This window comes from Allorhizobium paknamense (assembly GCF_030815125.1).
Lineage (GTDB): Bacteria > Pseudomonadota > Alphaproteobacteria > Rhizobiales > Rhizobiaceae > Allorhizobium > Allorhizobium paknamense.
Map to the genome: position 1 here is coordinate 672,866 of NZ_JAUSWH010000001.1, position 24,889 is coordinate 697,754.

The following is a 24,889-nucleotide window of genomic DNA, read 5'->3' on the forward strand; positions in this document are numbered from 1 at the left end:
TGTCGCGCTTACCCGGAAAATGGGAGGGCTTACCCCTGACCACCCAGGGACCGCGCTTTCGCCTCGGCCCTGATCCGGTCCACCATGGAGCGCAGGCCGTTGGCGCGCTGGGAGGAAAGATGCTCCATCAGGCCGAGCTTGCCGAACAGGGCCAGCGCGTCGAAATCAGCAACCTCGGAGGCCTTTTTGCCGGAATAGGCCGAAAGCACGATGGCCACCAGACCGCGCACGATATGGGCATCGGAATCGCCCTCGAAGGTCAGGACGGGATCGGCGCCTTCGCCCGCATGAGTCACCAGCCAGACCTGACTGGCGCAGCCGCGCACCTTGTTCTCCGCCGTCTTCTTGTCATCCGGCAGATCCGGCAGCGCCTTGCCCAGTTCGATGACATAGCGATAGCGGTCCTCCCAATCGTCCAGAAAGGCGAAATCGTCGATAATCTGCTCGATGGACGTCATGCGCGCACTCTTCCTCTGCTGATGAGGGGGATATAGAGCATTTCCAGGAAAAGTGTGAAGCGGTTTTCGGACAAGATGCGCGGCAGATAAGCCTACGCATCCTGAAAACTGCAACGCGGTTTTCGGCTTAACCGGCGGGCTTCGGCTTGGGCTTTGGAATGGAAATCACCATGGGACCGGAGACAGTGCCGGTGAGGACCTCGTCCTCTGCGGCTTCACGCATCACCCCATGCGGGGCGGCGGCGTCTTCGCGCAGGCCGTGACGCACGTTACCGGATACAGAGGACGCGATGGCAGGCTCCCCGGCCGGGCCGGAGCCGGTATTGGCGGGCACGGCGGTCTCGCCATCGCCGAAATGTCGGTTAAGCATTTGATAAGCGACCAGCGCCCCTTCCCGGGCCCGAACGCCAATGGCCTGTATGGTTTCGGCACCCTTGACGCAGACATCCGGCTTTTCATCGCACAGGCCGCGCGCATAATCATAGGCGCCGGTGATGGCGGCCACGGCATTTCCAAGCTCAAAAGCGGGCGCGGATGCGGATTTGCCGTCGCCCGCCCCACCGAAATAGGAGAGCAGAACGAGAACCACGGTAAACCAGAACGTGCCCTTGATCAGAAACCACATGGTCGCCTACTCGTTTCACTTTGCAACAGGAATGCCCCTGACGCGCCTGCCGGTCCACCCGGCCTTTCGCACCAGGATAGGGATCGCCCGCAAATACGGCTTTTAAAATACAGCAGGCATTTTCGGCAAAATTATCTCAAATTCTAACGATCTGCCCCGTTCCCAGCGATTATAATCGAATTTTAGCGGTTGCGGTTAAGGATAAATGCGGCAGCGCGCCCGCAGCGCCGGGGTTTTTGCCCTCGCGGACCGCCACAAAGGTTAACGTATATCGGAAAACCACGAAAAATCCGGCGCTTACGCCCCGTTAACCATATTTTCGAAAGCTCGGCCCGCCTGTCTCAAATCGGGGCGTCGCGACCGTTTTTGGGGGCTTTTCCGCCAATTGCTTTATCCTTTCCTTAAGGCGGGGCCTCCTATGGTTGGTCAAGCAAAGAGGACCGCTTCGCGGAAGTTTGGCGTGAAGGTATTGAGTAAAATCGCTGATCGGGCAGATGCTCTTCTGGACGATGCGTCCCAACCGGTGCTGGCGCTCGTCGGCTCCGGCGAAGCACCTTCGTCGCAGGAAAAGCGCGTGGTCAAGCGGCTGCTCGGCTGGCTGATCCCGGCGCTAATTCTTCTTCCGGTTGCACTCAGCACCGCAACCGGTGCCGCCCTTGCCCTGCCGCTCGGCGTGGCGCTGGTGGGCAGCGTCTCCCTTCTCATCCTGTTCTTCGGCGCCTGGCTGGCGCGCCTTTCCGGACGCGAGTCGGTGGCCGCGCCCGATGTGCCTGCCGATCACGCCTGGATGCCCGGCCTGGTGCTGAGGCTCGATCCGCAGGCCCGCATTGTCAGCATGGGCGGGCGCGACGCCTCTTTCTACCAGTCTTTCCTGCGCGAACCGCTGGAACGCCCCTTTATCGATCAGGTGCATGTCACCGACCGAATTGCCTTCATCCGCGCCATCGATGCGCTGCGCCAGGGCGAGAGCGAGCGACGGGTGAGCCTGCGCCTTGGCCGTCCACAGGCCGACGACAACGAAGGCAAGCTGCTGCCCATCGATCTGGACATGACGGCTGAGCGCGACGCGACCGGCGCGCTTACCGGCATTTTCGCGCAGATGCTGGACCGCAGCCGCGAACGCGGCATGGCCGAAACGCTGGCGGCACTGGAAATAGAAGTGCAGGATGCGCATGAGGCAAAATCGCGCTTTCTGGCGGCGGTCAGCCATGAATTGCGCACGCCGCTCAATGCCATTCTCGGCTTTTCCGATATTCTCGCCAGCGATCTGTTCGGGCGGATCGAGGATGAGCGGCACCGTGAATATATCCGGCTGATCCGCCAGTCGGGCGGGCATCTGCTGTCGGTGGTCAATACCATGCTGGACATGTGCCGCATCGAGGCTGGCCGTTACGAACTGATCGTCGAGCCCTTCCCCGTGCGCGAGACCGTGCAGGATTGCGAAAAGATGCTGGCCTTGCAGGCGCGCGAAAAAGGCGTCCTGCTCACCAGCCGCGTGGCCCGCGACCTTGGCGAACTTCAGGCCGATCCCCGCGCCCTGCGGCAGATTCTCATCAATCTTGTTGGAAACGCCATCAAATTCACCGAGACGGGTGGCGTTGTGACCATCGATGCGGCACGATCCTCCAAGGATGTGGTGCTGTCGGTCAGCGATACCGGCATCGGCATTGCGGCGGACCGGATCGTGCATCTCGGCCAGCCCTTCACCCAGCTGGATGGCGGCCATGCCCGACGGCATGACGGGGTCGGGCTTGGGCTTTCGCTGGTCAAGGGTCTGGTGGCGCTGCATGGCGGGCAGTTTTCCATCACCAGCCGTCCGGGCGAAGGCACGGTGGTGACGATCACGCTGCCGCTGGACGGATCGGGCGCAAAACGTGTGGAAAGCCTGGAAGACCATCGCCGGATCGAATTTCCGCCACGCTTGCAGGCAAACCTGCAGGAGATGCAGCCCGAGGAGACGGAACGGGCCGAACGGGAAGGATTGAATGACGACGCGAAAGCGAAAATCGCCTGAGCGAAAGCCGGCCCGCAAGGAGCCGGGCTTTCTTTCGATGGCCGCTTCCGCGTCCTTTCGGCTCATTGCGCGCTATCCGCTGAAAACGGGTGGCGTTTTTGCTTTCTGCGTGGTCTTCGGTTTCGTGGCGGCCAACGCCTTCTGGTATCAGCCGGGCCAGCACCCCTCGCCCTTTCTGCGCACCCGCGATCCGCATAATTTCACCGCCCTTCTCGGCCTCAACCGCAGCGGCGTGCTGAAGCCGGACCCGCAGGACGTGACGACCTTCCGCATCCAGCGCGATACCGGCGAAAAGATCGGCACCGCACAGCAGGCGGTGGCCCAAACCACCCTTCAGAATACCAGTTCCCAGAATGCCGCCCCGCAGGAGGAGCAGGCAGCGCTTCGGCTTTCGGTGCAAAAGGAACTGGCGCGGCTTCAGCTCTATCGCGGCCCCGTGGATGGCAGCAGCAATGCCGCCACGGAAGCGGCGATTCGCGGCTATGAGGCACGCATCGGCCTGCCCGTAACGGGCCTGCCCAGCGACGATCTTCTGGCCGCTCTCTCGCTCGATACCCTCTCGCCGGTGACACCGAAGGACAGGCCGGTGGCGGTGGTCGCCGAAGACAAGGCGATCGATCCGGTGGCGGCTGCCATTCGCAGCGCCGAAAAGACCATCGTCACCGCCCCTGCGCCGACGAAGATTTCCGCCCGGCCCGCTGCCGCCGAAGTAAAAAATGCCGCCGCCACGCCCCAACGCATCAGCGCCCCCGCATCGGCACCGCTGCCGCCCGGCACGGTCGGCGGGGCAACCCAGGTCAGCATGATCATGGATATCCAGCGCGGGCTGGCCAATATTGCCTATACGAATGTCACGGTGGATGGTGTGGCGGGCGAACAGACCAAGGCCGCCATTCGCCATTTCGAGCGGCATTACCGCCTGCCGGAAACCGGAGAGCCGAACCCGGCGGTGCTGGCAAAGCTGAAGGCCATCGGCGCGCTGTAGAGCATTTGCAGGAAAAGTGGAATCCGGTTTTCCGCCCGGAAATGCGTAAAAATAAACACCCTGCGTTGGCTGCAAACAGCGATTTCCTGCGCCTAGCTAGGCTCATATACGTTTAGTACACGCCGTTCCGATTCACGAAAATCACCTTTTTCCCCTCACTCAAGCCTGAATGTCGATCCATCCCAGGGGCAAAGCCCTATGACTTTCGTCTCAGTCCCTCTCTCACGTGCATTTCTTTCAGCTTTGTTAACCATGCAGGATCATGCTTTTCCGCGGGAGGAAGGACATGGCACTTCAACTTTCACAAGAGGAACCGCATCGCGAGGCTGAGGACGGTCAGGCTGGCCAGTCGCTCAGCCATAGCCAGTTGCGCGAAATGGTGGGGCGGATCGCCCAGGAAGCGTCAAGCCTTGGCATCGACATTGTCGATATTGCCGGTGCCATTCAGGATATGGCGGGAGTTTCGCGGCGGCAGTCGCAGACCTTCGAGGCGGTGCGGCGGGATGCGCTGGAAATTGCCCGCGCCAACCGCGCCGTAGCGGAAGGGCTGCGCGAGGCCGATGGCCGCGCCGGGCAGGCGCGCGGCATGCTTTCCAGTTCCGCCGGACGGCTGAGCGGCGCGGTCGGCCAGATCGAGACTCTGGTGCATGCGTCGCGGGAGATCACGACGGACATCGGTGGCTTTGGCCGCTCGCTCTCCGATGTGGACAAGGTGGCGGGCGATATTGGCAGTATTGCCCGGCAAACCAACCTTCTGGCGCTGAATGCCGCCATTGAGGCAGCCCGCGCCGGGGAGGCCGGAAAGGGCTTTGCGGTGGTGGCGGCGGAAATTCGCGCCCTTTCGGTGCAGACCTCGCAGGCCACGTCGGGCATCCAGACCATTTTGAACGAAATTCGCGACAAGATCGTGCGGCTGGAAGCCTCCGGGCGCGGCGCCAGCGAAAGTGCGGAAACCGTGCAGGAAACCTCGCGCGGGCTGGCCGCCACCTTCTCCTCCATGGAAGAGGTGATGGTGGGCATTCTCGACAGCACGGCGGTCATGGCCGCCACCACCGAGCAGATGGACCGGCAATGCCAGGGCTTCGTGCAGCAGTTGGATGACATGAGTGCGGATGTGGACGCCACCGACCGCGCCCTGCAACAGGCCGCCGCCCGGGTGGACAAGGTGGTGGCCATGTCGGAAACGCTGGTGCAGATCACCGCCAGCGCCGGGATCGAGACCGCCGATACACCCTTTATTGAAAAGGCATGCGCCACGGCAGCGGCAATTTCCTCGGCCTTCGAGGCGGTGGTGGCCAGCGGCCGGATCAGGCTCGACGCGCTGTTCGACACACAGTACCGCCCGATTCCCGGCAGCGACCCGGTGCAGATGCTGACGGCCTATACCGATCTTGCCGACCAGATTCTACCTCCCATCCAGGAGCCGGTGTTGTCGATGAGCGAGCGGATCGGCTTCTGCGCTGCCGTAGATCTGAACGGCTATCTCCCCACCCACAATGCGCGGTTTTCTCAGCCGCAGCGGCCCGGCGATCCGGTGTGGAACACCGCCAACTGCCGCAATCGCCGCATGTTCAATGACCGGGTGGGGCTTGCCGCCGGACGCAGCACCGCACCCTTTCTGGTGCAGACCTACCGGCGCGACATGGGCGGCGGCCAGTTCGTTCTGATGAAGGATATTTCCGCCCCCATCACGGTCCACGGCCGCCACTGGGGCGGGCTCAGGCTGGCGATCAAGGTTTAGAGTGTTTCCAGGAAAGTGGACATGCTCTAAAGACCGGCAGATTGCCGATGATGTCCGCGCGGACATGCATTAGAGAAAAATGATAAAACAAGTTCGAACTGGATGGTCATGACACGCTTACGCTCCGATATTTTCGTGGCGGCCCTGGTGCGGCGGGTGTTCGGTCAGGGCGGTTTTGCCGCCATCGAGCATCGCGGCATGGAGGAAGCGGGCGCGATCTTCGTGCGCCAGCGCTTTCGCGATGGCCGCGAAACCCTCTACGGCCCTGCTCCGCAAAGCCTGGTGGATGAGGAAGGTGCGGCCAGCCGCCGTTTCGAAATCCGCCTCGCGGCGGCAGAGCCAGACGAGGTCGCAGCACTGATTGCCCGTGAGCGCAAATGGGACCCCGATCTCTGGCTGGTGGAAATCGAGGTGGATGAGTTGGGCGATCTGCTGCCGCTCGTATGAAAACATGCATTAATACCAAGGTCATTGAAAATGACCTTGGTATTACGCCCTGCCGGAGGCGGGCTTGATGCGGGTGTTGCCCGCGCCGGGGGTGGTCGGCTGGCTTTCACCGGTCTGGTAGGTGTAGGCGTCGGCGCGCAGCCAGGCTTCCAGCCGGTTTTCGCAGTCGCGGCCATTGAGCGAGGCGATCAGCCGGGCAATGCGCGGCTCCCCCTCCTCCCGCTCGGAAAGATGCGGGAAAAAGCGCGTCAGCACATGGATGATGTCTGAAATCTGCATGGCCAGCGCCATCAGTGCCGTCGCCAGTTGCCGTCCGGAGGTATCGAGCATGATCCGTTCCACCAGCCAGCGGCTGGAGCCGAGCGCATCGGCAAGCGTGGTAGCAAAGGGCCCTGCCTCGCGGGCGCGGGCAAAACGCACCAGCAGCGCCTCCTGCGCCGGAGAAAGGTTTCTTGCCCCCAGCCGGTCGTGATCGGGGCGGTTAAGGTGACGGTCCAGCGCCTTGATGGTCTGGCGCAGCTTTTCCTCCCGCTCCAGCCGCAGGCGTTCGGTCTCGTCAGCGGCGGGGGAAGCGCTTTCGGGGGCGGAATTCAGCGCGCGGCGCGGCTTTCTCTCCGGCTTTGCCTTGGCGGCAGCCTTCCTGTCCTCGCGGATCGCCACAGGGCGCTCCGGCAATTCGGTCATGTCCAGGGCGGCCTCGGGCGGCATGGCTATGGTGGGGGCCGCCTCTTCTTCCACCGGGCCAAACGCAAAGGGCTGGCCCGCCTGTTTTTCCGCTTCGATGAAGCGCATACCGACCAGCGCGTCGATCACGGCGGGCGACAGCGCCTCGCGCCGCACGATGGCGCGGGCGTGCGCCCGGCCCTGGCTGCGGGCAATGGTGATCAGCAGGTCATCGCTGAGGCAGGGCGAGGAGACGAGAAAAGGTGCGGCAATGGCAATCGGCTGGCTGGCGATGAACAGCGCCACCGGTGCGGGCACATGCGGCGATTGCGACAGCGCCGCCACGGCTTCGCGGCGCGCCTCCTCGGAAGAGGCCTGAAACAGCGGCTGGAACAGCAGGGCAAATTGCCGGAGATCCGTTCTGGCAGGATGATCGAGACTATCGAAACTCGACACGGTGGCCATCAAAACCACATCTTTCTTGCGGCCGATCCTCGGATTTTCAAGCGCCCGAAACTGATGCTCCACGACATTACCCGTTCTGGCCCACGCTGCATGCGCCAGCCTCTCCTTCACATCTCCCGGGGCGCAATGGCAGGCACGCGCCCCGCAGATGCTTCAACGCCATACATTTATCTTCAAGATAGAGTGAAATCGTTAGCAGGCTGTTAACCATGGATCGTGTTTAATAAGAAACATCTGATGGAACAAACTATCATCGGATGTCAGGCGGGATCAGTGAAATCTGAAGCTGTATCCCGTTGTGGCAGATGAGGTGTGTTTCACGCATTTCGTGATGGAATGCCTGATGAGAAAGACGCAGATGCCCGCCCCGAACCGGCGCCTGGAACCGGTGGATGCGGACTGCGTTGGCCCCCGAAAGGGGCAGGGTGAGATCGATCGCTTCATCCGTCTCGGACACTGTGATGGGAGACGAGCATGGCTGATATCGTAAGACTGAAAGACCGCCTGGACCAACGACCGGCAAAGACGCGCCCGCCCGAACCGGCCCCGGCACGCATTCTCCTGTTTACCGGCGTGCGCTACATTCAAAACAGCGAACCGCTTCTGATCGGCGCGCCATCGCTGACGGGAAAGTACCCCCCGGAACTCCATTCCTGAACAGGCGTTGGCAGGGCTCTACCGCATAATTCCTTAAATCGGCATCGATTTAAGGATAAAATTATGCAGCAGATTTAAAGCGCGCCAGCGAACCTTTGTGCGCCATAGATGGCGCACGGCGCTATAGGGTTTGCGGACATTCGCCCTAAACGAACACCTCCTTCAATGGCAGGCTGGCGGCTCCTATGGCACCTGTTTCGCCCTTGATGCGGGAAAGCTCCAGCCGGGGCATGCGGCGCAAGATGCCGTAACGCGGCTTGGTATAGATGTCCGTGCGGGCAATCAGCGCCTCGCCAAGGGCTGCGGGAATTTGGCCACCCAGCACCACCACTTCCGGATCGATCACCGAAGACAGCACATTGATGACGCGGCTGTGATGCGGCGCGGCGCGCTCCAGCCACGCCTCAACGCCCGGCCAGGCGGGATCGAAATCCCGCGCCAGATCGGCAATGCTGTTCACCTTCACCCCGTGGCTGGCCAGAGACGCCAGCAGGCTCGCCATTGTCGGCCGATCACGCCATTCATGCTCGGTAAACATGCCGCTGAACTCGCCGGCATTGCCAAAGCCACCGCGCACCAGATTGCCGTTCAGCACCACGCCGCCGCCAAAGCCGTAATTGAAGGAGAGATAGGCGAAATTCGCCACCTCGCGCCCCACGCCCAGCATGCGCTCGCAGAGCGTGCTCATATTGGCGCTGTTTTCGGTCCAGACTGGGCGTCCGAACCGCTCGGCCAGAGTGGGGCCGAGATGCTGTTTCGACCACTCGAACAGGGGCTCCGGCGGATTGTAGCGCGTGCCCTCGACCAGAAAGCCGGCGATGGAAAAGCCGATGCCGAAAACATCCTGCTCCCGAAAGCCCTTCCGCGCCAGAAGCGGCGCAATCGCCGCCTCGATCCGGCAAAGCGCCTCTTCCATGGAGAGATCCTGGATGGAGAGCGGCACCGCTTCGAAGCCTCCGGCGAAATCCATGACGGCGACCCCGGCGCTGTCGGTGTTCACCACAATCCCCACCGTGCAGGTGTAGCGGTCGTTCAGCAGCAGGCGCGGGCTGGGCTTGCCCTTGTAGCTCGGCGGCTCCAGCGGCCCCAGCCGGATCAGCCCCCGCTCCTGAAGCTGCGCCAGAATGCGGTGGATGGATTGCTGGGTGAGATCAAGCCGCGGCCCCAGCGCCGAGCGGGTGAGATCGGGCCTGTCCCACAGCAGCGACAGAATGGCCCGCTCATTGAGCGACACCACCGGCGAGCCCGCGCCTTCCCGGCGATAACGGGCATCGATCAGGGTGTGAGGATCATAGGCAGCGGGCATGGAGACTCAAGACATTGCAGGAACGGGCCATTGGTTTTTGCCGAAAAAGCCGGGGGACACAAGCGGGACCAGGAAAACCGCCGACAGTATGAAGCAGGCTTCAAATACATGTCACACTTAAAGTGTAATAACCACTCGCAGATCACTCCACTCCGTCTGCGAGGACCTGATGATGCTGAAATTCCTGTTTGCCTCGGCCCTTTCGCTGGCCAGTGCCGCATCGGTGGCGAAGGCGGCCGATATCGAATTCTGGTACGGCAATACCGGCCTTGGCGAAGAGGCGATCCAGAACGCCTGCTCGGCCTTCAACGCCGCCCAGAGCCGCGACCGCGTGACCTGCGTTGGCCAGGGCAGCTATGAAGTGGCCATGCAGAAGGCGATTGCCGCCTATCGTGCGAAGAAGAACCCGGTGCTGATGCAGTTTTTCGACGCGGGCACGCTGGATCTGATGCTGTCTGGCGCGGTGGAGCCGGTGAGCGAGGCACTGCCGCAGGTGAAGTGGGATGATTATCTGCCCGGCGCTCGCTCCTATTACCAGACGGCCAAGGGCGCGCTGCTGTCGCAACCCTATAATGGCTCGACCCTCATTCTCTACGGCAATCGGGAGCTTCTCGCCAGGGCGGGCATCAGCGCCCTTCCCGCCACCTATGAGGAACTGGTGGCGGATGCGCGCAAACTCAAGGCCGCCGGTATTGCCTGCCCCTTTGCCACCGATGGCCTGTCCTGGCGGGTGCTGGAGCAGTTTTCCGCCCGTCACGGCGAGCCGATCGCCACCCGCCATAACGGCTATGACGGGCTGGACGCCACCTACACCTTCAACACAGGCCTTGCGGCCACCCATCTCCAGAACCTGAAAAGCTGGCGCGACGAGGGGCTGCTGCGGTTGGAGCAGGATACGAAGACGGGCAAGTTCGACGCCGCCTTCAATGCCGGGGAATGCGCGATGGTGGAAAACTCCACCGGCGGCTATGGCGCAGCCTACAAGGCGCTGGGCGACAAGGTGATGATCGGCCTCGCCCCGATGTATCAGGGCAAGACCCGCCACAACACGTTGATCGGCGGGGCTTCCATCTGGATCATGAAGGGCCATGGCCCGGCGGAAATCGAGGCGGCCAAGGCGTTTCTGGATTTCCTGCGCCGCGACGACCAGCAGATCGCCTTTGCCGGCAAGACCGGCTACCTGCTGATGACCGGCTCGGCGCTCACCGCGCTGAAAATCTCCGGCAAGGCGGCCACCCCGGAATTTGCCGTGGCGGATCTGGGCGTATCCTCGCTGGCCGAACCCGGCAATGACGACAGCCGCGGCATCCGGCTCGGCTTCTTCGTGCAGTTCCGCGACATTTTCCTGAAGGAAACCCAGAAGGCCTTCAACGGCGAAAAACCGATGCAGCAGGCGCTGGACGATAGCGCCCGCCAGGGCAACGAATTGCTGCGCCGTTTTGAGAAGACCTATCGCGGCGCGGCGATGCAGTGAGGGGCAATCCTCCATAAAAGCATTTCCGGACGCAAAACAGCCAGGCACTTTCCCGGAAATGCGCCAACCCCTTGCCAGAACAGGGATCACGATGCGACTGACCTTTTATTCGGGGGGATGGCTCTATGCGGCCCTGGTGGCGCCCATTCTCCTGTTGATCCTGATCTTCTTCTACCTGCCGGTGGGACTTGCCTTTTACTGGTCCTTCTTTCTGGAGCAGCCCTTTGGCGGCGGCGCGCAGTTCGTGGGCTTCGACAATTTTGCCCGATTGCTCGGCGATGCCGGTTTCTGGGCGGCGGCACGGCGCAGTCTCGTCTTCATGCTGGTGTCCTCCGGGCTTGGCCTTGCGGCGGCGCTGGCACTGGCACTGGCGGCGGACCGGGGGCTGAAAATGTCGCGGCTGGCGCGCAATGTGCTGATCTGGCCCAAGGCGATCTCGGTGGTGTCGATCGGGGTCATCTTCACCTTCATCTTCAATCCGTTTCTCGGCATTTTCGCCCCGGTCAACGCGCTCTTTCCGGGACTGTGGAACCCGCGCATCGACGGCACCCAGGCCTTTGCCACCGTGGTGCTGGCGCAGGTGTGGCACAGCCTGCCGTTCAATTTCATCATCCTGCTCTCGGGCTTGCAGACCATTCCCGATACGCTGGTGCGCGCCGCCGCCATGGATGGCGCGGGGCCATGGCGGCGCATGCGTGACCTGCAATTGCCGCTTTTGACACCGCAACTCTTCCTGACCTTCGTGCTCGAATTCATCGGGGCCGCGGTGGAGCCCTTCGGCCTGATCGACACCATGACCCATGGCGGCCCGGGCGATGCCACCAGCCTGCTGATCTACAAGATCTATACCGATGGCTTTCAGGCCTATGACCTGTCCGGCGCGTCTGCCCAGACCGTACTGCTGATGCTGATGGTGATTGCCATGGTGCTGTTGCAGTTCCGGCTGGAACGCCATGTGAAATACGAGCGGTGACCCGATGATCGAAGACAGAAGCGGCATCGACCGCATCGCCCTCGTGCTGCTGCTGGCCGGCATTGCCGCCATTCTTCTGCCCATTGTCATCGCGGTGGTGGTGGCCAGCCAATCCTATGAGGCCTTTCTGCGCGCCGGTGGCATCAGCCTCATGCCGGGGGCTTCGCTCCTTGCCAATCTTACCCATATCATCCGCGATACGCCGCTGCCCCGGCAGGTGCTGAACTCGCTGATCATCGCGCTCATCGTGGCGGCGGTGAAATGCGGCTTTGCCTTTCTGGCCACCTTCGCGCTGGTGTTTTTCGACAGCCGCTGGAGCCGGATCGTCTTTGCGCTGACGCTGGCCACCGTGATGCTGCCGCTGGATCTGATCGTGGTAACGACCTATCAGGTGGTGGCCAATGTGGCGATGCCGCTGAATGCGCTGCTGGAAACAACCGGCCTTGGCGCGCTGCTCTCCGGGGCGGGCGGCGGCGTGCCGCATCTGGAATGGAACCTGCTGGACAGCTATGCGGGCATTGCCGCGCCGCTTGCGGTCTCCTCCACCTCGGTTTTCATCTACCGGCAGTTCTTTCTCGGCCTGCCGCGCGATCTGCCGCGCGCCGCTGCCATGGATGGTGCGGGACCGCTGCGCTTCCTGACCGACATCCTGCTGCCGCTGTCGAAAACGCCGCTGATCGCCACCTTCATCTTCTGGTTCATCGGCGGCTGGAATGCCTATCTCTGGCCGCTGGTGGCCGCCACCTCGGCGGATCGGCAACCGGCAATCGTCGGCCTGTCGCGGCTGGCCAGCACCGATCTCGACCAGATCCCCGACGTGCCGATGATGATGGCGGGTGCGCTGTTCGTCTCCTTCCTTCCCGTCCTGTTGATCGGCCTCATGCAGGGGCGGATCGTCAAGGGCCTCACTCTTGCGGAGAAATAAGCCATGGGCAGCACGATTGCGCTGGAGAACATCGCCAAGGCCTATAATGGCACGCCGGTAATTGCGGGCCTTGACGTCACCTTTGCCGATGGCGAATTCATCGCCATTCTCGGCCCGTCCGGCTGCGGCAAATCCACCCTGCTCAACATGATTGCCGGGTTGGAGCGGGTCAGTTCCGGGCGCATTCTGATCGGCGGCGAGGCCGTACAGGACAAGGCCCCGAAGGATCGCGGCTGCGCCATGGTCTTTCAGAATTACGCGCTTTATCCGCATATGACCGTGCGGGACAATATCGGCTATGCGCTGAAGGTGGCGGGCGTCGCAAAGCCTGAACGCGAGCGGCGCGTTGCGGAGGCGGCTCGCGTGGTGGAACTGGGCGATTATCTCGACCGCCGCCCGGCCGCGCTTTCCGGCGGTCAGCGGCAGCGCGTGGCCATTGCCCGCGCCATCGTGCGCGAGCCGAAGGTGCTGCTGTTCGACGAGCCGCTCTCCAATCTTGACGCCAAGCTGCGCCACGGCATGCGCATGGAACTGAGCCAGCTCCACCGCCGCATTGGCGCCACCAGCATTTTCGTGACCCATGACCAGGTGGAGGCGATGACGCTGGCCGACCGGGTGATGCTGCTGAAAGACGGCCAGATCGCGCAATTCGACACGCCGCAGGCGCTTTATCACCGCCCCGCTTCCACCTTTGTCGCGGAATTCATTGGCGCGCCGCCGATGAACCTGCTGAGCGTCAGCGGCGATGGCCGCACATTGCGGCTGGCGGATGGCACGGCGATAGCCGATCATCCGCATCAGGGGCCGGTGACGCTTGGCATTCGCCCGGAAAAGATCGTCACGGGCGGCGGGCGACTAAAGGCACGTGTGCTCTACCGCGAGGATATGGGCTCGCATGCGTCGCTCGTGGTGGCGCTTGAAAACGGTCAGCGGCTGGAGATTGCCTCGCCCTTCGGCGCAAGCATCACGGATGCGGACGAGATCTGCCTTCACCTGCCTACGGACCATCTTCACCTCTTCGATCCGCAAAGCGGTTTGCGGATCTGACCTATTATACCAAGGCTCGAAGATGCTAACGCATCCTCGCCTTGAAAGAATTTCAAATATCTCAAATGCATCAAAGGCTTGAGATATTCGAAAAAGGAATACGAAGAGTCATTTTCAATGACTCTTCGTATTAAACCCCTCAGAAAGGACCACCATGAAACCCTCCCGCCCCGATGCCATCGCCCATCTCACCGGCAGGCTTTATGACAAGCCGCGCCCTTCCGGCATTTCGCTGCCCGGCGGCGGCGGCAAGTTCTATTCCGATGGCAGCGTGCAGCTTTGGCCGGGCAATACCTTCATCTGCCATATCGACCCCACATCGCCGGAATTCGAGGCGATCCGCGCCTTGCAGGAGGAGATCAAGCGCAGCAGCTTCAACCGCTTCTTCACCTTCCTGCCGCCGTCGAGCTTTCATATGACGGTGTTTCAGGGCGTCTCGCCCGGCACCATGCCCGGCAATGGCTGGCCGGAGGGCGTGGCCTGGCCGCAGGAGCGCAACCGGGTGACGGCGGAATTGCTGCGGCGTTTGGAGGGTGTGGATCTGCCCGAAAGCCGCACCATTCATCTGGTCGATCTCTTTGCTGCCCATAGCCTGACCGTGGAAGGCGCGACCGAGGCGGACGAGGCAGAACTGCGCCAGACCCGGCGGGTGCTGCGGGAGGTGACGGGCATTCCGCAAAGCGATTTCGATTCCTATGTGTTCCACATCTCGCTGGCCTATCTCATCGACTGGGTAAGCGAACCGCTGGCGCGGGAAATGGTGGATTTCAGCCGCGAGGTGAGCGAGCGCTACCGCGCGCCACTCTCCGCGATCAGGTTGGGACCGGTGGAGTTCTGCGAATTCGAGACCATGCACCATTTCGAGCCGCGCCGCCTGCTGACCCGGAGCCGCCCGGCATGAGCCGAAAGCTCGATCCGGCGGCCATCGACGGGTTGATCGAGGCCGTGCGCGAGGCCGCGCGGCGCTTCATCCTGCCGCGCTTCAGAAACCTTACCGCAGGCGAGGTTTCCAGCAAGACAGCGCCCGACGATCTCGTGACCATTGCCGACCGCGAGGCAGAGCGGTTTCTGACGCAGGCGATCGGCCGCCTCCTGCCCGGGGCATTCGTGCTGGGCGAAGAGGCGGTGTCAGTGGATGCGGATCTGCTGCGACAGTTCCCGGGAAAGGACATGACCGTGATCCTCGATCCGGTGGATGGCACCGGCAATTTTGCCAGCGGGCTCAGCCTGTTCGGGGTGATCCTGGCGGTGCGGATCGGCGGCGAAACCATCTTTGGCCTGCTCTACGATCCGCTGATGGATGACTGGGTGATGGCTGAAAAGGGCGGCGGCGCGTGGTTTTGCCGGGCGGACCATCCGCCGCTTCCGCTGCGTGGTCCGTCCGCAAGGCCGCTTGCGGAGGCGCACGGGCTGGTCATGCTCTTCTTACACCCGCCGGACAGGCGCGAGGCGCTGGCCGTGCGGCTGACGCGGTTCGGGCGCATCAGCGGCCTGCGCTGCTCCTGCCATGAATACCGGCTGTTTGCCTTCGGCCATGCCGATTTCATCGCCGTGCCGACCGCCAGGCCCTGGGACCATGCCGCAGGCGTGCTGGTGGCGGAAGAATGCGGCGCCGAGGTGCTTTCGGGCACTGCGACCGGGGATGAGACGGGTTATGATCCAACCCGACCGGAGAGGCCGCTGATCGTTGCCGCCCGGGGGATGTCTGCGCGCGCCATAAGGCAGATTCTGTACGGCGGATAAGGGCGCACAATACAGCGCCGTGCGCGCCTGCCCCTCATCCCCCTGCCGGGGACTTCTCCCCATCGGGGAGAAGGTGGCTGCAGCCGGATGAGGGGGCGGACAAAAACCCTAAAAATCCAAGGGTTATTTTTGACCCAAACGCAAGAAAGCCGGGCTTCTGGCCCGGCCTTCTTTGCGGCTGTCTAAAGACAGCGGCCCGCGCGGCTTTTGAGGAGCCGCGAGGGAATTACTTGCCGCGACGGCGGCGCTGGCCGAGGCCCATTTCCTTGGCGAGACGCGAGCGGGCTTCCGCATAGGCCGGGGCCACCATCGGGTAATCGGCGGGCAGATCCCACTTTTCGCGATATTCTTCCGGAGCCAGACCGTGATGCGTCATCAGGTGGCGCTTCAGCGACTTGAAGGAACCGCCGCATTCCAGGCAGATGATCTGCTCGCCCTGAATGGACTTGCGCACGGCCACGGCGGGCTTCTGCTTCTCGATCACCGGAGCGGCAGGTGCGGGCGTGGAGGTGTTGGACAGGGCGGCATGCACATCCGAGATGAGATGCGGGATGTCTCCGATCGGCACAACATGGTTGCTGACATAGGCAGCAACGATCTCTGCCGTTAATTCGACGAAAAGATCGTGCTCGGACGATCCAAATGTCGTTTCACTCATTTCTTTCTCCTATCGGTCTGCCTGCCGGACAGTTTAAAAATGCCATCCACTGCCGGCATGAAGGGGACGTTTGCGCGGCCCCAGTGAGTTACCCCCAAGCCTTTCAACACCAAAGCAGTCTTCGAAAAAACCGCAGATTTTGCAGGTAAGGCAACAATTCTTGCAAGAAACGAAAGGATTTCAGACTGAAAAAGAGACGGTCCAGTCCTGAATTCCCGGCATCCTTGCAATCTGCACCACACATAGCCCTGCAAATCGCTTCGAAGCTGTCGGTATAGCGTCTGTAATGGATTACGCAGCCAGCATCAAATGTCCAGCGACAATTTATCCAAATTCTTTGGGGTAAAAAAATCTAGTGCTGGCAAAATATGAATATCGTTCTGCTCTACCGATACTTTGCTGGTAGCGCCGTTCATACATTATTAACTTAATCCTTCTTTTTGCGGGCGAGATCCTCCGCCATTTCATCCCGCAACGTCGCTTCGGCGAGCGGATAGCCCACCTGATGCGACGTCTTGGCCAGCAGGTGGGCCGAAAGCGGCGCGGTCAGTACAAAGAAGAAAAACCCGACAATCGCCTTGGCAAAAACCGGTAATTCTCCTGAGTTTATGCCGACAGCCAGCAGTAAAAGCCCCGATCCGACTGTTCCGGCCTTGGATGCGGCATGCATGCGCGTAAACAAATCCGGCAGGCGATTGATGCCGATGGCCGCCACGACGGCAAAGAAGGAACCGGCCAGCAGCAGCGCAGAGGTTAAGATTGCAAGTAGCCACTGCATCATTCCGTCTCCTTCTGGGACAGAGTCGTCCATGTCCGGCGGCGTTTTTCCCGCCGCTCCCGCCGGAGTTTTTCCACAGCTAATTGGTCCTGAACGGCCTGCACAGCAGGCCCTGTTTCAGGCGTTTCACCGATGACGCCGCGCACCAGAATGAAGCGGGCAAAGGCCACCGTGCTCAAAAAGCCTACAAGACCGAGAGAAATCGCGATATCGATGTAAAGTGTATACCCTGAGCGAATCACGAACACGGCGATAAAGCCGATGACGATGCCGACCAGCATGTCGAGCGCCAGCACGCGGTCCGGCAGGGTCGGTCCGCGAATGACCCGGTAGACGGTGAGCAGGAAGGCCACGGCCAGCAGCACGAGGCCGATGCTGGCCGAGGTGTGGATCAGCATATCCGGCGTCATGATTCAAAAGCCTCCCTGATCCTGCGTTCGAAGCCTTCGGCGATCTCGCGGCGGGCGGCCTCGGGATCGGCGCAATCCAGCGCATGCACATAGAGCGTGCGGCGATCCTCCGAGACATCGACCGACAGCGTGCCGGGGGTCAATGTGATGAGATTGGCCAGCAGGGTGATTTCAAAATCCCGCGTGACGGTGAGCGGATAGGCAAAGATGCCGGGGCGGACATCGAGCGAGGGCGACAGCACCAGCGCCGTGACCCTCCAGGCGGATTTCGCCAGTTCCCACAGAAACAGCAGCAGCAGCATGATGAGCCGTTTCAGGCGCGTCAGATAGGTGATGCCATCCACCTGCTCGCGCAACAGGCCGACCACCAGCAGCGAGAGAACGAAACCGAACAGCAGATTGTGCAGCGTGGCGCTGCCGCTGACGGCCACCCAGACGAAGGCAAGCAGAAGATTGACGATGAACAGCATCATGGGGCAGCCCCCTTTGGAAAGACCGAGGCGATATAAGCGCGCGGATCGATCAGCGTGGCGGCGGCATCCTGCGTCAGCGCAATCAGCCGCTCGGGAAACAGGCCGAACCAGAAGACGAAGGCGGCCAGCAGCGCGATGGGCAGAACCGCATGCCGCGACGGGCGTGCCGTGGCAATAACCGGCGAGGTTGGCGGCACCGCCTCCCCCTCTTCCGGCGCGCCGCGCCAATAGGCCAGCAGAAAGACGCGGGCGAGCGCCAGCGTGATGAGGAAGCCGGAAACGAGCAAGGCCGCCACCAGCCACCATGCGCCGATATCGATGGCCGCCTTGACCAGCATGGCCTTGGGCCAGAAGCCGGAAAAGGGCGGCAGGCCGCTGGCGGCAAAGAAGAGCGAGAGCGACAGCAGCGAAAAGCCGGGCGCCAGGCGGAAAATGCCGGACAGGCCCTGCAAGGCAAAGCCGCCGCCAAGCCGCCCCGCCTGACCGATGACCAGATAAAGGGCGGCCATCAGCACGATGGAATGCAGCGCATAAAACAGAGCGGCGCTGAGGCCCTGTACCGCGCCGATGGCAATGCCCGACAGGATATAGCCGATGCCGGAAATCACCACGAAACCCAGCAGCCTGCGCGTATCGGATTGCGCCAGCGCCCCGAGCGCCCCCAGCACCATGGTGGCCGCCGCAACCACGCCCAGCGTCAGGCTCAATCCCTCGCGCTGGATCGGCATCAGCATGACGACGACACGGATAAGGCTATAGACCCCGACTTTGGTCAGCAGGGCCGCAAACAGCGCCGAGACGACGATTTTCGGGGTGTGGTAGGAGGCGGGCAGCCAGAAATTCACCGGAAAGGCCGCCGCCTTCATGCAGAAGGCCAGCGCAAACAGGGTGGCGAGCGTCATCATCGGCAGGGCAGCATCGGCAGACGCCGCCTTTTGCGCCAGATCCGCCATGTTGAGCGTGCCGAACAGGCCGTAGAGAAAGCCGACGGTGATGAGAAACAGCGTGGTGGCGATGAGGTTCAGCACCGCATATTTCAGCGCCCCGTCGATCTGCTCGCGCTCCGAGCCGAGAATGAGCATGCCGAAGGAGGAGATCAGCAGCACCTCGAACCAGACATAGAGATTGAAGACATCGCCGGTGAGGAAGGCGCCGGAGGCCCCGCCCATCATCACCAGCAGGAAGGGATAGAAGCCGTAGCGCCGCCCGGAGGTGGAAATATCCTCCAGCCCGTAAATGCCGCAGGCAAGGCCGACCACGGCGGCGGCCAGCGCAAAGGATACGCCGGTGAGATCGGCGGTAAAGGCAATGCCGAAAGGCGGTTTCCAACTGCCCATCATCACCGTCAGCGGCCCCTGGCCCGCGACATGCACAAGCAGGGCCAGATCGATGAGCACGATCAGCGCCAGCGCCGGCAACGCCACCAGCGGGTGGCGCTCCGTCTTCAGCCGCATCATCATCAAAAGCGCGCCCGCTCCGAGACCGATAGCCACGGGCAGGATGGGCAGCCAGGCGTCGAGGCCTGCGGTGCCTTCGACATGGGCGAAGCGGAGCGCCTCGATAAGGGCGGTGTCGGCGGGGGTGGAAGCGGCCATGCGGTCGTCCTCAATAGCCGAGCGGCGGATGCGGCGGATCTTCAGGCTCCGCAAGCCGCATGCCGTCGGTGTCGTCGGTCTCCAGATCCTGATAGGCGCGATAGGTCAGCACCAGCAGGAAGGCGAAGAAGGAGAAGGAAATCACGATTGCGGTGAGGATCAGCGCCTGCGGCAGCGGATTGGCGGCCCCGGCGGCCAGCGCCTTTTCTCCCTCCATGATGATCGGCGGGGCCTCCCGCGTCAGCCGCCCGGCGGTGAACAGGCCGAGATTGACCGCATTGCCGAGAATGACCATGCCGAGCAGGATGCGGATCACATGCCGCGACATGACAAGATAAAAGGCGGTGGCGGCGAAAAGGCCGGTAAGCCCGGCAAAAATCGGTTCCATCAATCGCTCTCCCTTTCGCCCAGCGCCAGCGCAATCGAGGTGATGGCGCCCACCACCACGAGATAGACGCCCACATCGAAGCTCATGACGGTGGCGATCGGCACTTCCACGCCGAAAATCACCGGATAGGCCCAGAGCCCGGTCATGAAGGGCACGCCGAGCGGCGCGGAAACGAGGCCGGACAAAACCGAAAGCAGAAGCCCGCTTCCGGCAATCGACAGCGGATGCACCCTGAGCGCCCGCCGCACCGCCTGCACACCGAAGGCCATGCCGTAAATGGCAAAGGCGGAGGCCGCGATCAGCCCGCCGATAAAGCCGCCGCCCGGCTCGTTATGGCCGCGCAGCAGCACGAAGAGCGAGAAGAACAGCATGAGCGCCGTGATGAAGGGCGCAAGTGTGCGAAAGATCAGCGTGTTCATGCCCGGCCCTCCTCGCTTCTGGCCCCGGACGGCTTGCCGGTGGGCGCTTTTGGCGCACGAATGCGGATGAGCGCCAGAATGGCGAGCGCCGTGATCATCACCACGGCAATCTCGCCCATGGTATCGACACCGCGGAAATCGACGATGATGACATTCACCACATTGCTGCCATGGGCCAGCAGCTTGGAATAGGTCCCGAAAAACTCCGTGAGCCTGGTATCGAACGGCGCCTGCGTCACCTTCAGCAGCATCAGCGTCAGACCGAGGCCGCAGGCAATGGCAATGCTGCCATCCAGCAGCACCTGCGGCCAGGGCCGGTGATCGGCTGGGTGCAATTGCAGCCGCGTCATCACCAGCGCCAGGATCACCACCGACAGCGTTTCGATCATGAACTGGGTGAAGGAGAGATCCGGTGCGCCAAACAGCAGGAAGATCACCGAAATGGCGAAGCCCTGGATGCCGAGCGAACTGATGGCGGTGAGCCGGTTATCGGCGCGCAACACCGCGTAGAGCCCGGCCACCGCAATCAGCAGGAAGGCGGCCTCATGCAAGAGCAGTGACTGGTTCAGCACCGGAAAGGCGGGCAGTTCATCATAGATCGTGAGCGGCACGAGAAGGGCTGCCGCCAACAGGATCAGCGTGATGGTGACATAGACATCGAGCCGCCCGATCTGCACGATGCGCGTGACCCGGAAGGCAAAGCGCACCAGCCCTTCCAAAAGCACATCGAAGCCACGATCCGGACCGGGGCCGAGACCGCCGATCAGCCGCTCCAGCCCGGCGCGCAGCCGGTCGAGCTGCCAGAACAGCACAAGGCCGAGCGCAATGGTGGCGAGCGACAGCATGAGCGGCAGGCCGAGATGCGGCACCAGCCCGACCTTGACCTGCACCGGCTGGTCTATAATGGCGCTGGCCATGGGGCTGGAGAAGACGGCGTGGAACTGCGGGGCCAGAAGAGCGGAGACAAGGCCGGTCAGCGCCAGCAGCAGCGGTCCGAGCCATAGCCCGAAACCGCCCTCATGGGCATGGTCCGCCTCCGGCGTCGGCTTGCCGAAAAATGGCTTCAGACCGACGGCAAAGCCGATGACCAGCATCAGTGCATTGCCGATGACCGCGACAGCGGTGAAGGCCAGCGCCCGGGCATTGCCGCCTGTCAGCGCCTCATAGATTTCCTCCTTGGCAAGGAAACCGAAGAACGGCGGCAGGCCCGCCATGGAAAGCCCGGCCAGCGCGGCTGCCGTGAAGGTGATGGGCATGGCGCGGCCAAGGCCGGACAGGCGGGTGATATCGCGGGTGCCGGTGGCATGATCGATGCCGCCTGCCACCATGAATAGGGCGCCCTTGAACAGGCTGTGGGCGATAAGGTAGGTGACCGCCGCAGGCACCGCATGGGCCGAGCCGAAGCCGGTGAGCATGACCAGAAGCCCAAGCGAGGCGACGGTGGTATAGGCGAGCATCTGCTTGAGATCGCTCTGGCGCGCCGCCATGACCGCGCCGACGATGAGCGTGACGCCGCCGAAGAAGGGCAGCAGGATTTCCCAGGCGGGCGTGCCGCCCAGCACCGGATTGAGCCGCATCAGCAGATAGACCCCGGCCTTCACCATGGTGGCCGAGTGCAGATAGGCCGAGACCGGCGTGGGTGCTTCCATGGCATTGGGCAGCCAGACATGGAAGGGAAACTGCGCCGATTTGGTAAAGGCCCCGCCCAGCACCAGAAACAGCGCCGGAAGATAAAAGCTGTGCGCCGCCAGGCTTTCACCGCTATGCACCAGCAGCGACAGCTGGGTAACGCCGCTCATGTTCCACAGGAAGATCAGGCCCGCCAGCAGCATCAGGCCGCCGCCGCCGGTGATGACCAGCGCCTGTAGCGCGGCGCGGCGGGCGGCGCGGCGCTCATGATCGAAGCCGATCAGCAGGAAGGAGGCGATGGAGGTCAGTTCCCAATAGATGAACAGCATCAGGAAGCTGTCGGACACCACCAGACCCAGCATGGCGCCCATGAACAGCAGCAGGAAGGCCATGAAGCGGCCCAGCCCGGCATGACCCTTCATATAGGCCCCGGCATAAAGCACGATCAGCGTGCCGATGCCGGTGACCAGCAGCGCGAAGGTGAGCGACAACCCGTCGAGAAACCAGGAAAAACTGACATTATAGCTCGGCACCCAGGCATAGCCGCCGGTCACCGCCTCGCCCGCCGCCACCTGCGGCAGGAGGCTCAGAAAGTGCAGGAAGCTGAGCCCCGGCAGGAGCGCCAGCAGGAAAGCCGCCTTGTGCTGCAGGCGCTTGCAGGCGAAAGGGGCGAGCACCGCGCCTGCGAAAGGCAGGAAAAGAGCCAGGAGCGTCGTAAAGGCGACATTAGCGATCATCTCGTTCCCTGCCGTCTGAATCACAATTATGAAATGGAGCCGTGGCCCGGCTTTGCCCCATGACCCGATCCGGCACAGCCTATGGCTGCTCCGGTGATTTCATTCGATGCTGTGTTAAAGCATGTCGCGCAAAAGTGTGCATCGGTTTTGCGATAACGACATGCGTTAAAACAAGAACCTAAAGCACGTTGCATGAGGCTAATAAGCCACAACGTGCTTTAGGGGAAAGCCTTTGGCGGCTCAAGTTTTTTCGGCACACAACATATTGAAGGAATAAAACCATTTCTGCATCGTCCATAGTGCGCTTGAGATTGGGCCGGGACGGCTTATCTAAGACGAAGGCAAAAAAGGGATAGTCCATGAGCGACAGCAAGACTGAGACGGCGGCTCTTAGCGATGCCGAATGGCGCGAGCGGCTGACACCGGAGCAATACCGGATTTTGCGCGAGCACGGCACCGAGCGCGCCTTTACCGGGCCGTATTGGGACAATTTCGAGCGCGGGCTTTATCGCTGCGCCGGATGCAACGAGCCGCTGTTTTATTCGGACACGAAATTCGATGCCGGCTGCGGCTGGCCAAGCTATTTCGAACCGGTATCGCCGGGGGCGGTCACGGAACATCGCGATGTCTCCTTCGGCATGGTGCGCACGGAAATCCGCTGCGCCCATTGCGGCGGCCATCTGGGCCATGTGTTTCCCGACGGGCCGCGCCCCACGGGCCTGCGCTATTGCATCAACGGTCACTCGATGGTGTTCGAGCCGGAAGGCCGATAAGCCAGGGTGTGTGGACATTCGCCCTAATGCGGAACGCGTTTCGAAGCACTTTGCTGAAACGCGTTCCGGGCAAGCCCTGGTCACAGACCGGACGGGACCGCCCCGGTCAGGATGGCACTGACCAGCATCACGCACACCAGCAGGCCCGCCCATTTCAGGCTGAAGCGCTGATGGGCGCCGAACTCGACCTTGGAAAGACCTGTCAGCACATAGGCGGCGGGCACCAGCGGGCTCAGCATATGCACAGGCTGGCCGATCAGCGAGGCGCGGGCAATCACCTCCGGCGGAATGCCATAGGCTTCGGCGGCATGGGCAATGACCGGCACCACGCCGAAATAGAAGGCGTCATTCGACAGGAAGAAGGTGAAGGGCGCGCTGATGGCGGCGGTGATGACGGGGATATAGCTGCCCGCCGAGGCCGGGATGAGGCTGACGACGCTTTCCGCCAGCGCCTTGGTCATGCCGGTGCCGGAGAGGATGCCGGTGAAGACCCCTGCCCCGAACACCACCGACACCACCATCAGCACGCTGCCCGCATGGGCCTCGATGCGGGCGCGCTGGTCGGCGATCAGCGGGAAGTTCACCGTCATGGCGATGGCGAAACCGATCATGAAAACCAGGCCGAGCGGCAGGACATCCATGATGAGCAGCGCGATGATGGCGATGGTCAGCAAGCCGTTGAAGGCCTGCAAAAAGGCGGAGCGCGGCACCACGGCGCGCATGGCGGCATCGGCGGCGGCGCGGGCTTCCTCGCCGCCATCATCGGCAAGCTTGATGATGCCGAGGCGGCGGCGCTCCTGCAGGCCGAAATAGACGGCGATCAGCACCGCTGCGAAGCAGGTGATGGCGATGGCCGGCAGAAGCGGCACGAAGACCTGGCTGACATCCACCTTCAGCGACGCCATGACGCGGGCCGTTGGTCCGCCCCAGGGCGCAATATTGATGACGGCATTGGGCAGCACGGTCACGGCGGGCAGGATGAAAGGATTGATGCCCAGCCGCCGATGCAGCGGCATCATGGCGCTGACCACCAGCAGATAGGTGGTGGAGCCATCGCCATCCAGCGAAATCACCATGGACAAAAGCGTGGTGCCGACGATGACGCGCAGCGGATCGCCATGGCAGAGCCGCACGACCAGACGCACCAGCGGATCGAACAGGCCGACATCGATCATCAGCCCGAAATAGAGAATGGCAAACAGCAGCAGTACCGCCGTGGGGGCGATGCTCTTGATGCCGCTCATCGCCATCTCGGGAATTTGCGGGCCGAAACCGGCAAGGGCTGCGAAAACCACCGGCACGGTGATGAGGGCAATGAGCGCCGAAAGCCGGTTGCTCATGATCAGCGCCATGAACACGGCGATCAACGAATAGGCCAGAAATGTCAGCAAAAATCCTCCTCCGACAGCCGGAGGGCGGCTGCCGCATGCTTACAGAGCGCTTTTCGATTTGATTGAATCAAATCGAAAAGCGCTCTAACTCTTTGTTTTTACGCATTTCCGGACG

General features: G+C 62.4%; 25 protein-coding genes. 12 read left to right on the forward strand and 13 right to left on the reverse strand.

Going from position 1 to position 24,889, the window contains the following annotated elements:
• Positions 1-29 precede the first annotated feature (29 nt).
• Together QO005_RS03170 and QO005_RS03175 are read right to left on the reverse strand one after the other, a co-directional pair.
• Complete coding sequence (locus QO005_RS03170; protein WP_307156490.1) at positions 30-458, reverse strand: SufE family protein; 429 nt, start codon at positions 456-458, stop codon at positions 30-32.
• Positions 459-585: 127 nt separating this feature from the next.
• Positions 586-1,083, reverse strand: a complete 498-nt coding sequence (locus QO005_RS03175; protein WP_307156491.1) for a DUF5330 domain-containing protein — start codon at positions 1,081-1,083, stop codon at positions 586-588.
• Positions 1,084-1,543: 460 nt separating this feature from the next.
• On the opposite strand from QO005_RS03175, the gene QO005_RS03180 reads away from it, so the two are divergent.
• The 4 genes from QO005_RS03180 (at position 1,544) to QO005_RS03195 (ending at position 6,270) form a co-directional block, all read left to right on the forward strand.
• Positions 1,544-3,097 (forward strand): sensor histidine kinase, encoded by a 1,554-nt coding sequence (locus QO005_RS03180; protein ID WP_307156492.1) that lies wholly within the window; start codon positions 1,544-1,546, stop codon positions 3,095-3,097.
• Positions 3,069-4,082 carry a peptidoglycan-binding protein gene (locus tag QO005_RS03185; protein ID WP_307156493.1) on the forward strand — a complete coding sequence of 338 codons (1,014 nt, stop codon included), beginning with the start codon at positions 3,069-3,071 and terminating at the stop codon, positions 4,080-4,082. Before QO005_RS03180 ends, QO005_RS03185 begins: the two co-directional genes overlap by 29 nt.
• A 286-nt stretch (positions 4,083-4,368) precedes the next feature.
• Positions 4,369-5,823: a methyl-accepting chemotaxis protein gene (locus QO005_RS03190; RefSeq protein ID WP_307156494.1), complete on the forward strand. Its 1,455-nt coding sequence runs from the start codon at positions 4,369-4,371 to the stop codon at positions 5,821-5,823.
• A 108-nt stretch (positions 5,824-5,931) separates the two neighbouring features.
• Positions 5,932-6,270 (forward strand): DUF1491 family protein, encoded by a 339-nt coding sequence (locus QO005_RS03195; RefSeq protein ID WP_370877989.1) that lies wholly within the window; start codon positions 5,932-5,934, stop codon positions 6,268-6,270.
• A gap of 42 nt (positions 6,271-6,312) precedes the next feature.
• On the opposite strand, the gene QO005_RS03200 is transcribed toward QO005_RS03195, so the two are convergent.
• Positions 6,313-7,461: a DUF2336 domain-containing protein gene (locus QO005_RS03200; RefSeq protein WP_307156496.1), complete on the reverse strand. Its 1,149-nt coding sequence runs from the start codon at positions 7,459-7,461 to the stop codon at positions 6,313-6,315.
• Between the two features lie 411 nt (positions 7,462-7,872).
• Between QO005_RS03200 and QO005_RS03205 the strand changes: the two genes are divergently transcribed.
• The gene (locus QO005_RS03205) at positions 7,873-8,055 is read left to right on the forward strand and encodes a hypothetical protein (RefSeq protein WP_307156497.1); all 183 of its coding nucleotides are present in this window, start codon (positions 7,873-7,875) and stop codon (positions 8,053-8,055) included.
• A gap of 145 nt (positions 8,056-8,200) precedes the next feature.
• Here the strand turns inward: QO005_RS03205 and QO005_RS03210 are convergent, their stop codons facing one another.
• The gene (locus QO005_RS03210) at positions 8,201-9,361 is read right to left on the reverse strand and encodes an ROK family transcriptional regulator (protein ID WP_307156498.1); all 1,161 of its coding nucleotides are present in this window, start codon (positions 9,359-9,361) and stop codon (positions 8,201-8,203) included.
• Between the two features lie 169 nt (positions 9,362-9,530).
• On the opposite strand from QO005_RS03210, the gene QO005_RS03215 reads away from it, so the two are divergent.
• The 6 genes from QO005_RS03215 to QO005_RS03240 all read left to right on the forward strand — a co-directional run bounded on the left by QO005_RS03215 (position 9,531) and on the right by QO005_RS03240 (position 15,523).
• A complete protein-coding gene (locus QO005_RS03215; RefSeq protein WP_307156499.1) occupies positions 9,531-10,835 on the forward strand; it encodes an extracellular solute-binding protein in 1,305 nt (434 codons plus the stop codon).
• A gap of 85 nt (positions 10,836-10,920) precedes the next feature.
• A complete protein-coding gene (locus tag QO005_RS03220; RefSeq protein ID WP_370877997.1) occupies positions 10,921-11,808 on the forward strand; it encodes a carbohydrate ABC transporter permease in 888 nt (295 codons plus the stop codon).
• Between the two features lie 4 nt (positions 11,809-11,812).
• On the forward strand, positions 11,813-12,733 hold the full coding sequence (locus QO005_RS03225; RefSeq protein ID WP_307156501.1) for a carbohydrate ABC transporter permease: 921 nt from the start codon (positions 11,813-11,815) through the stop codon (positions 12,731-12,733).
• Between the two features lie 3 nt (positions 12,734-12,736).
• On the forward strand, positions 12,737-13,780 hold the full coding sequence (locus tag QO005_RS03230; protein ID WP_307156502.1) for an ABC transporter ATP-binding protein: 1,044 nt from the start codon (positions 12,737-12,739) through the stop codon (positions 13,778-13,780).
• Positions 13,781-13,934: 154 nt separating this feature from the next.
• Entirely contained in the window at positions 13,935-14,681 is a 747-nt protein-coding gene (locus tag QO005_RS03235; RefSeq protein ID WP_307156503.1) for a DUF1868 domain-containing protein, read from the forward strand.
• Positions 14,678-15,523 carry an inositol monophosphatase family protein gene (locus QO005_RS03240; protein WP_307156504.1) on the forward strand — a complete coding sequence of 282 codons (846 nt, stop codon included), beginning with the start codon at positions 14,678-14,680 and terminating at the stop codon, positions 15,521-15,523. Before QO005_RS03235 ends, QO005_RS03240 begins: the two co-directional genes overlap by 4 nt.
• Positions 15,524-15,749: 226 nt before the next feature.
• Here QO005_RS03240 and QO005_RS03245 read toward each other — a convergent pair whose 3' ends face one another.
• From QO005_RS03245 to QO005_RS03280, 8 genes are all read right to left on the reverse strand, one after another.
• On the reverse strand, positions 15,750-16,181 hold the full coding sequence (locus QO005_RS03245; RefSeq protein WP_307156505.1) for a Ros/MucR family transcriptional regulator: 432 nt from the start codon (positions 16,179-16,181) through the stop codon (positions 15,750-15,752).
• A 427-nt stretch (positions 16,182-16,608) separates the two neighbouring features.
• Positions 16,609-16,962, reverse strand: a complete 354-nt coding sequence (mnhG, locus tag QO005_RS03250) for a monovalent cation/H(+) antiporter subunit G (protein WP_307156506.1) — start codon at positions 16,960-16,962, stop codon at positions 16,609-16,611.
• Positions 16,959-17,369: a cation:proton antiporter gene (locus QO005_RS03255; protein WP_307156507.1), complete on the reverse strand. Its 411-nt coding sequence runs from the start codon at positions 17,367-17,369 to the stop codon at positions 16,959-16,961. Before QO005_RS03255 ends, mnhG begins: the two co-directional genes overlap by 4 nt.
• The gene (locus tag QO005_RS03260; protein WP_307156508.1) at positions 17,366-17,842 is read right to left on the reverse strand and encodes a Na+/H+ antiporter subunit E; all 477 of its coding nucleotides are present in this window, start codon (positions 17,840-17,842) and stop codon (positions 17,366-17,368) included. The genes QO005_RS03255 and QO005_RS03260 overlap by 4 nt, the downstream gene beginning before the upstream one ends.
• The gene (locus QO005_RS03265) at positions 17,839-19,437 is read right to left on the reverse strand and encodes a Na+/H+ antiporter subunit D (protein WP_307156509.1); all 1,599 of its coding nucleotides are present in this window, start codon (positions 19,435-19,437) and stop codon (positions 17,839-17,841) included. The genes QO005_RS03260 and QO005_RS03265 overlap by 4 nt, the downstream gene beginning before the upstream one ends.
• 10 nt (positions 19,438-19,447) lie before the next feature.
• Positions 19,448-19,825, reverse strand: a complete 378-nt coding sequence (locus QO005_RS03270) for a Na+/H+ antiporter subunit C (protein WP_307156510.1) — start codon at positions 19,823-19,825, stop codon at positions 19,448-19,450.
• Entirely contained in the window at positions 19,825-20,244 is a 420-nt protein-coding gene (locus QO005_RS03275; RefSeq protein ID WP_307156511.1) for a Na+/H+ antiporter subunit B, read from the reverse strand. Before QO005_RS03275 ends, QO005_RS03270 begins: the two co-directional genes overlap by 1 nt.
• Positions 20,241-22,610 carry a putative monovalent cation/H+ antiporter subunit A gene (locus tag QO005_RS03280; RefSeq protein ID WP_307156512.1) on the reverse strand — a complete coding sequence of 790 codons (2,370 nt, stop codon included), beginning with the start codon at positions 22,608-22,610 and terminating at the stop codon, positions 20,241-20,243. Before QO005_RS03280 ends, QO005_RS03275 begins: the two co-directional genes overlap by 4 nt.
• A 359-nt stretch (positions 22,611-22,969) precedes the next feature.
• Here QO005_RS03280 and msrB point away from each other — a divergent pair, with 359 nt between their 5' ends.
• Entirely contained in the window at positions 22,970-23,383 is a 414-nt protein-coding gene (msrB, locus tag QO005_RS03285) for a peptide-methionine (R)-S-oxide reductase MsrB (RefSeq protein ID WP_307156513.1), read from the forward strand.
• An 80-nt stretch (positions 23,384-23,463) separates the two neighbouring features.
• Here msrB and QO005_RS03290 read toward each other — a convergent pair whose 3' ends face one another.
• Positions 23,464-24,774, reverse strand: coding sequence for a CitMHS family transporter (locus tag QO005_RS03290; protein WP_307156514.1), 1,311 nt, complete (start codon positions 24,772-24,774; stop codon positions 23,464-23,466).
• Positions 24,775-24,889 lie beyond the last annotated feature (115 nt).

Excerpts from the sequence above, each read along its gene's own strand:
- QO005_RS03170 (WP_307156490.1), bottom strand. The coding sequence starts at position 458 with ATGACGTCCATCGAGCAGATTATCGACGATTTCGCCTTTCTGGACGAT.
- QO005_RS03175 (WP_307156491.1), bottom strand. The coding sequence starts at position 1,083 with ATGTGGTTTCTGATCAAGGGCACGTTCTGGTTTACCGTGGTTCTCGTT.
- QO005_RS03185 (WP_307156493.1), top strand. The coding sequence starts at position 3,069 with ATGACGACGCGAAAGCGAAAATCGCCTGAGCGAAAGCCGGCCCGCAAG.
- QO005_RS03190 (WP_307156494.1), top strand. The coding sequence starts at position 4,369 with ATGGCACTTCAACTTTCACAAGAGGAACCGCATCGCGAGGCTGAGGAC.
- QO005_RS03195 (WP_370877989.1), top strand. The coding sequence starts at position 5,932 with ATGACACGCTTACGCTCCGATATTTTCGTGGCGGCCCTGGTGCGGCGG.
- QO005_RS03205 (WP_307156497.1), top strand. The coding sequence starts at position 7,873 with ATGGCTGATATCGTAAGACTGAAAGACCGCCTGGACCAACGACCGGCA.
- QO005_RS03210 (WP_307156498.1), bottom strand. The coding sequence starts at position 9,361 with ATGCCCGCTGCCTATGATCCTCACACCCTGATCGATGCCCGTTATCGC.
- QO005_RS03215 (WP_307156499.1), top strand. The coding sequence starts at position 9,531 with ATGATGCTGAAATTCCTGTTTGCCTCGGCCCTTTCGCTGGCCAGTGCC.
- QO005_RS03225 (WP_307156501.1), top strand. The coding sequence starts at position 11,813 with ATGATCGAAGACAGAAGCGGCATCGACCGCATCGCCCTCGTGCTGCTG.
- QO005_RS03230 (WP_307156502.1), top strand. The coding sequence starts at position 12,737 with ATGGGCAGCACGATTGCGCTGGAGAACATCGCCAAGGCCTATAATGGC.
- QO005_RS03235 (WP_307156503.1), top strand. The coding sequence starts at position 13,935 with ATGAAACCCTCCCGCCCCGATGCCATCGCCCATCTCACCGGCAGGCTT.
- QO005_RS03240 (WP_307156504.1), top strand. The coding sequence starts at position 14,678 with ATGAGCCGAAAGCTCGATCCGGCGGCCATCGACGGGTTGATCGAGGCC.
- QO005_RS03245 (WP_307156505.1), bottom strand. The coding sequence starts at position 16,181 with ATGAGTGAAACGACATTTGGATCGTCCGAGCACGATCTTTTCGTCGAA.
- mnhG (WP_307156506.1), bottom strand. The coding sequence starts at position 16,962 with ATGATGCAGTGGCTACTTGCAATCTTAACCTCTGCGCTGCTGCTGGCC.
- QO005_RS03255 (WP_307156507.1), bottom strand. The coding sequence starts at position 17,369 with ATGACGCCGGATATGCTGATCCACACCTCGGCCAGCATCGGCCTCGTG.
- QO005_RS03260 (WP_307156508.1), bottom strand. The coding sequence starts at position 17,842 with ATGATGCTGTTCATCGTCAATCTTCTGCTTGCCTTCGTCTGGGTGGCC.
- QO005_RS03265 (WP_307156509.1), bottom strand. The coding sequence starts at position 19,437 with ATGGCCGCTTCCACCCCCGCCGACACCGCCCTTATCGAGGCGCTCCGC.
- QO005_RS03270 (WP_307156510.1), bottom strand. The coding sequence starts at position 19,825 with ATGGAACCGATTTTTGCCGGGCTTACCGGCCTTTTCGCCGCCACCGCC.
- QO005_RS03275 (WP_307156511.1), bottom strand. The coding sequence starts at position 20,244 with ATGAACACGCTGATCTTTCGCACACTTGCGCCCTTCATCACGGCGCTC.
- QO005_RS03280 (WP_307156512.1), bottom strand. The coding sequence starts at position 22,610 with ATGATCGCTAATGTCGCCTTTACGACGCTCCTGGCTCTTTTCCTGCCT.
- msrB (WP_307156513.1), top strand. The coding sequence starts at position 22,970 with ATGAGCGACAGCAAGACTGAGACGGCGGCTCTTAGCGATGCCGAATGG.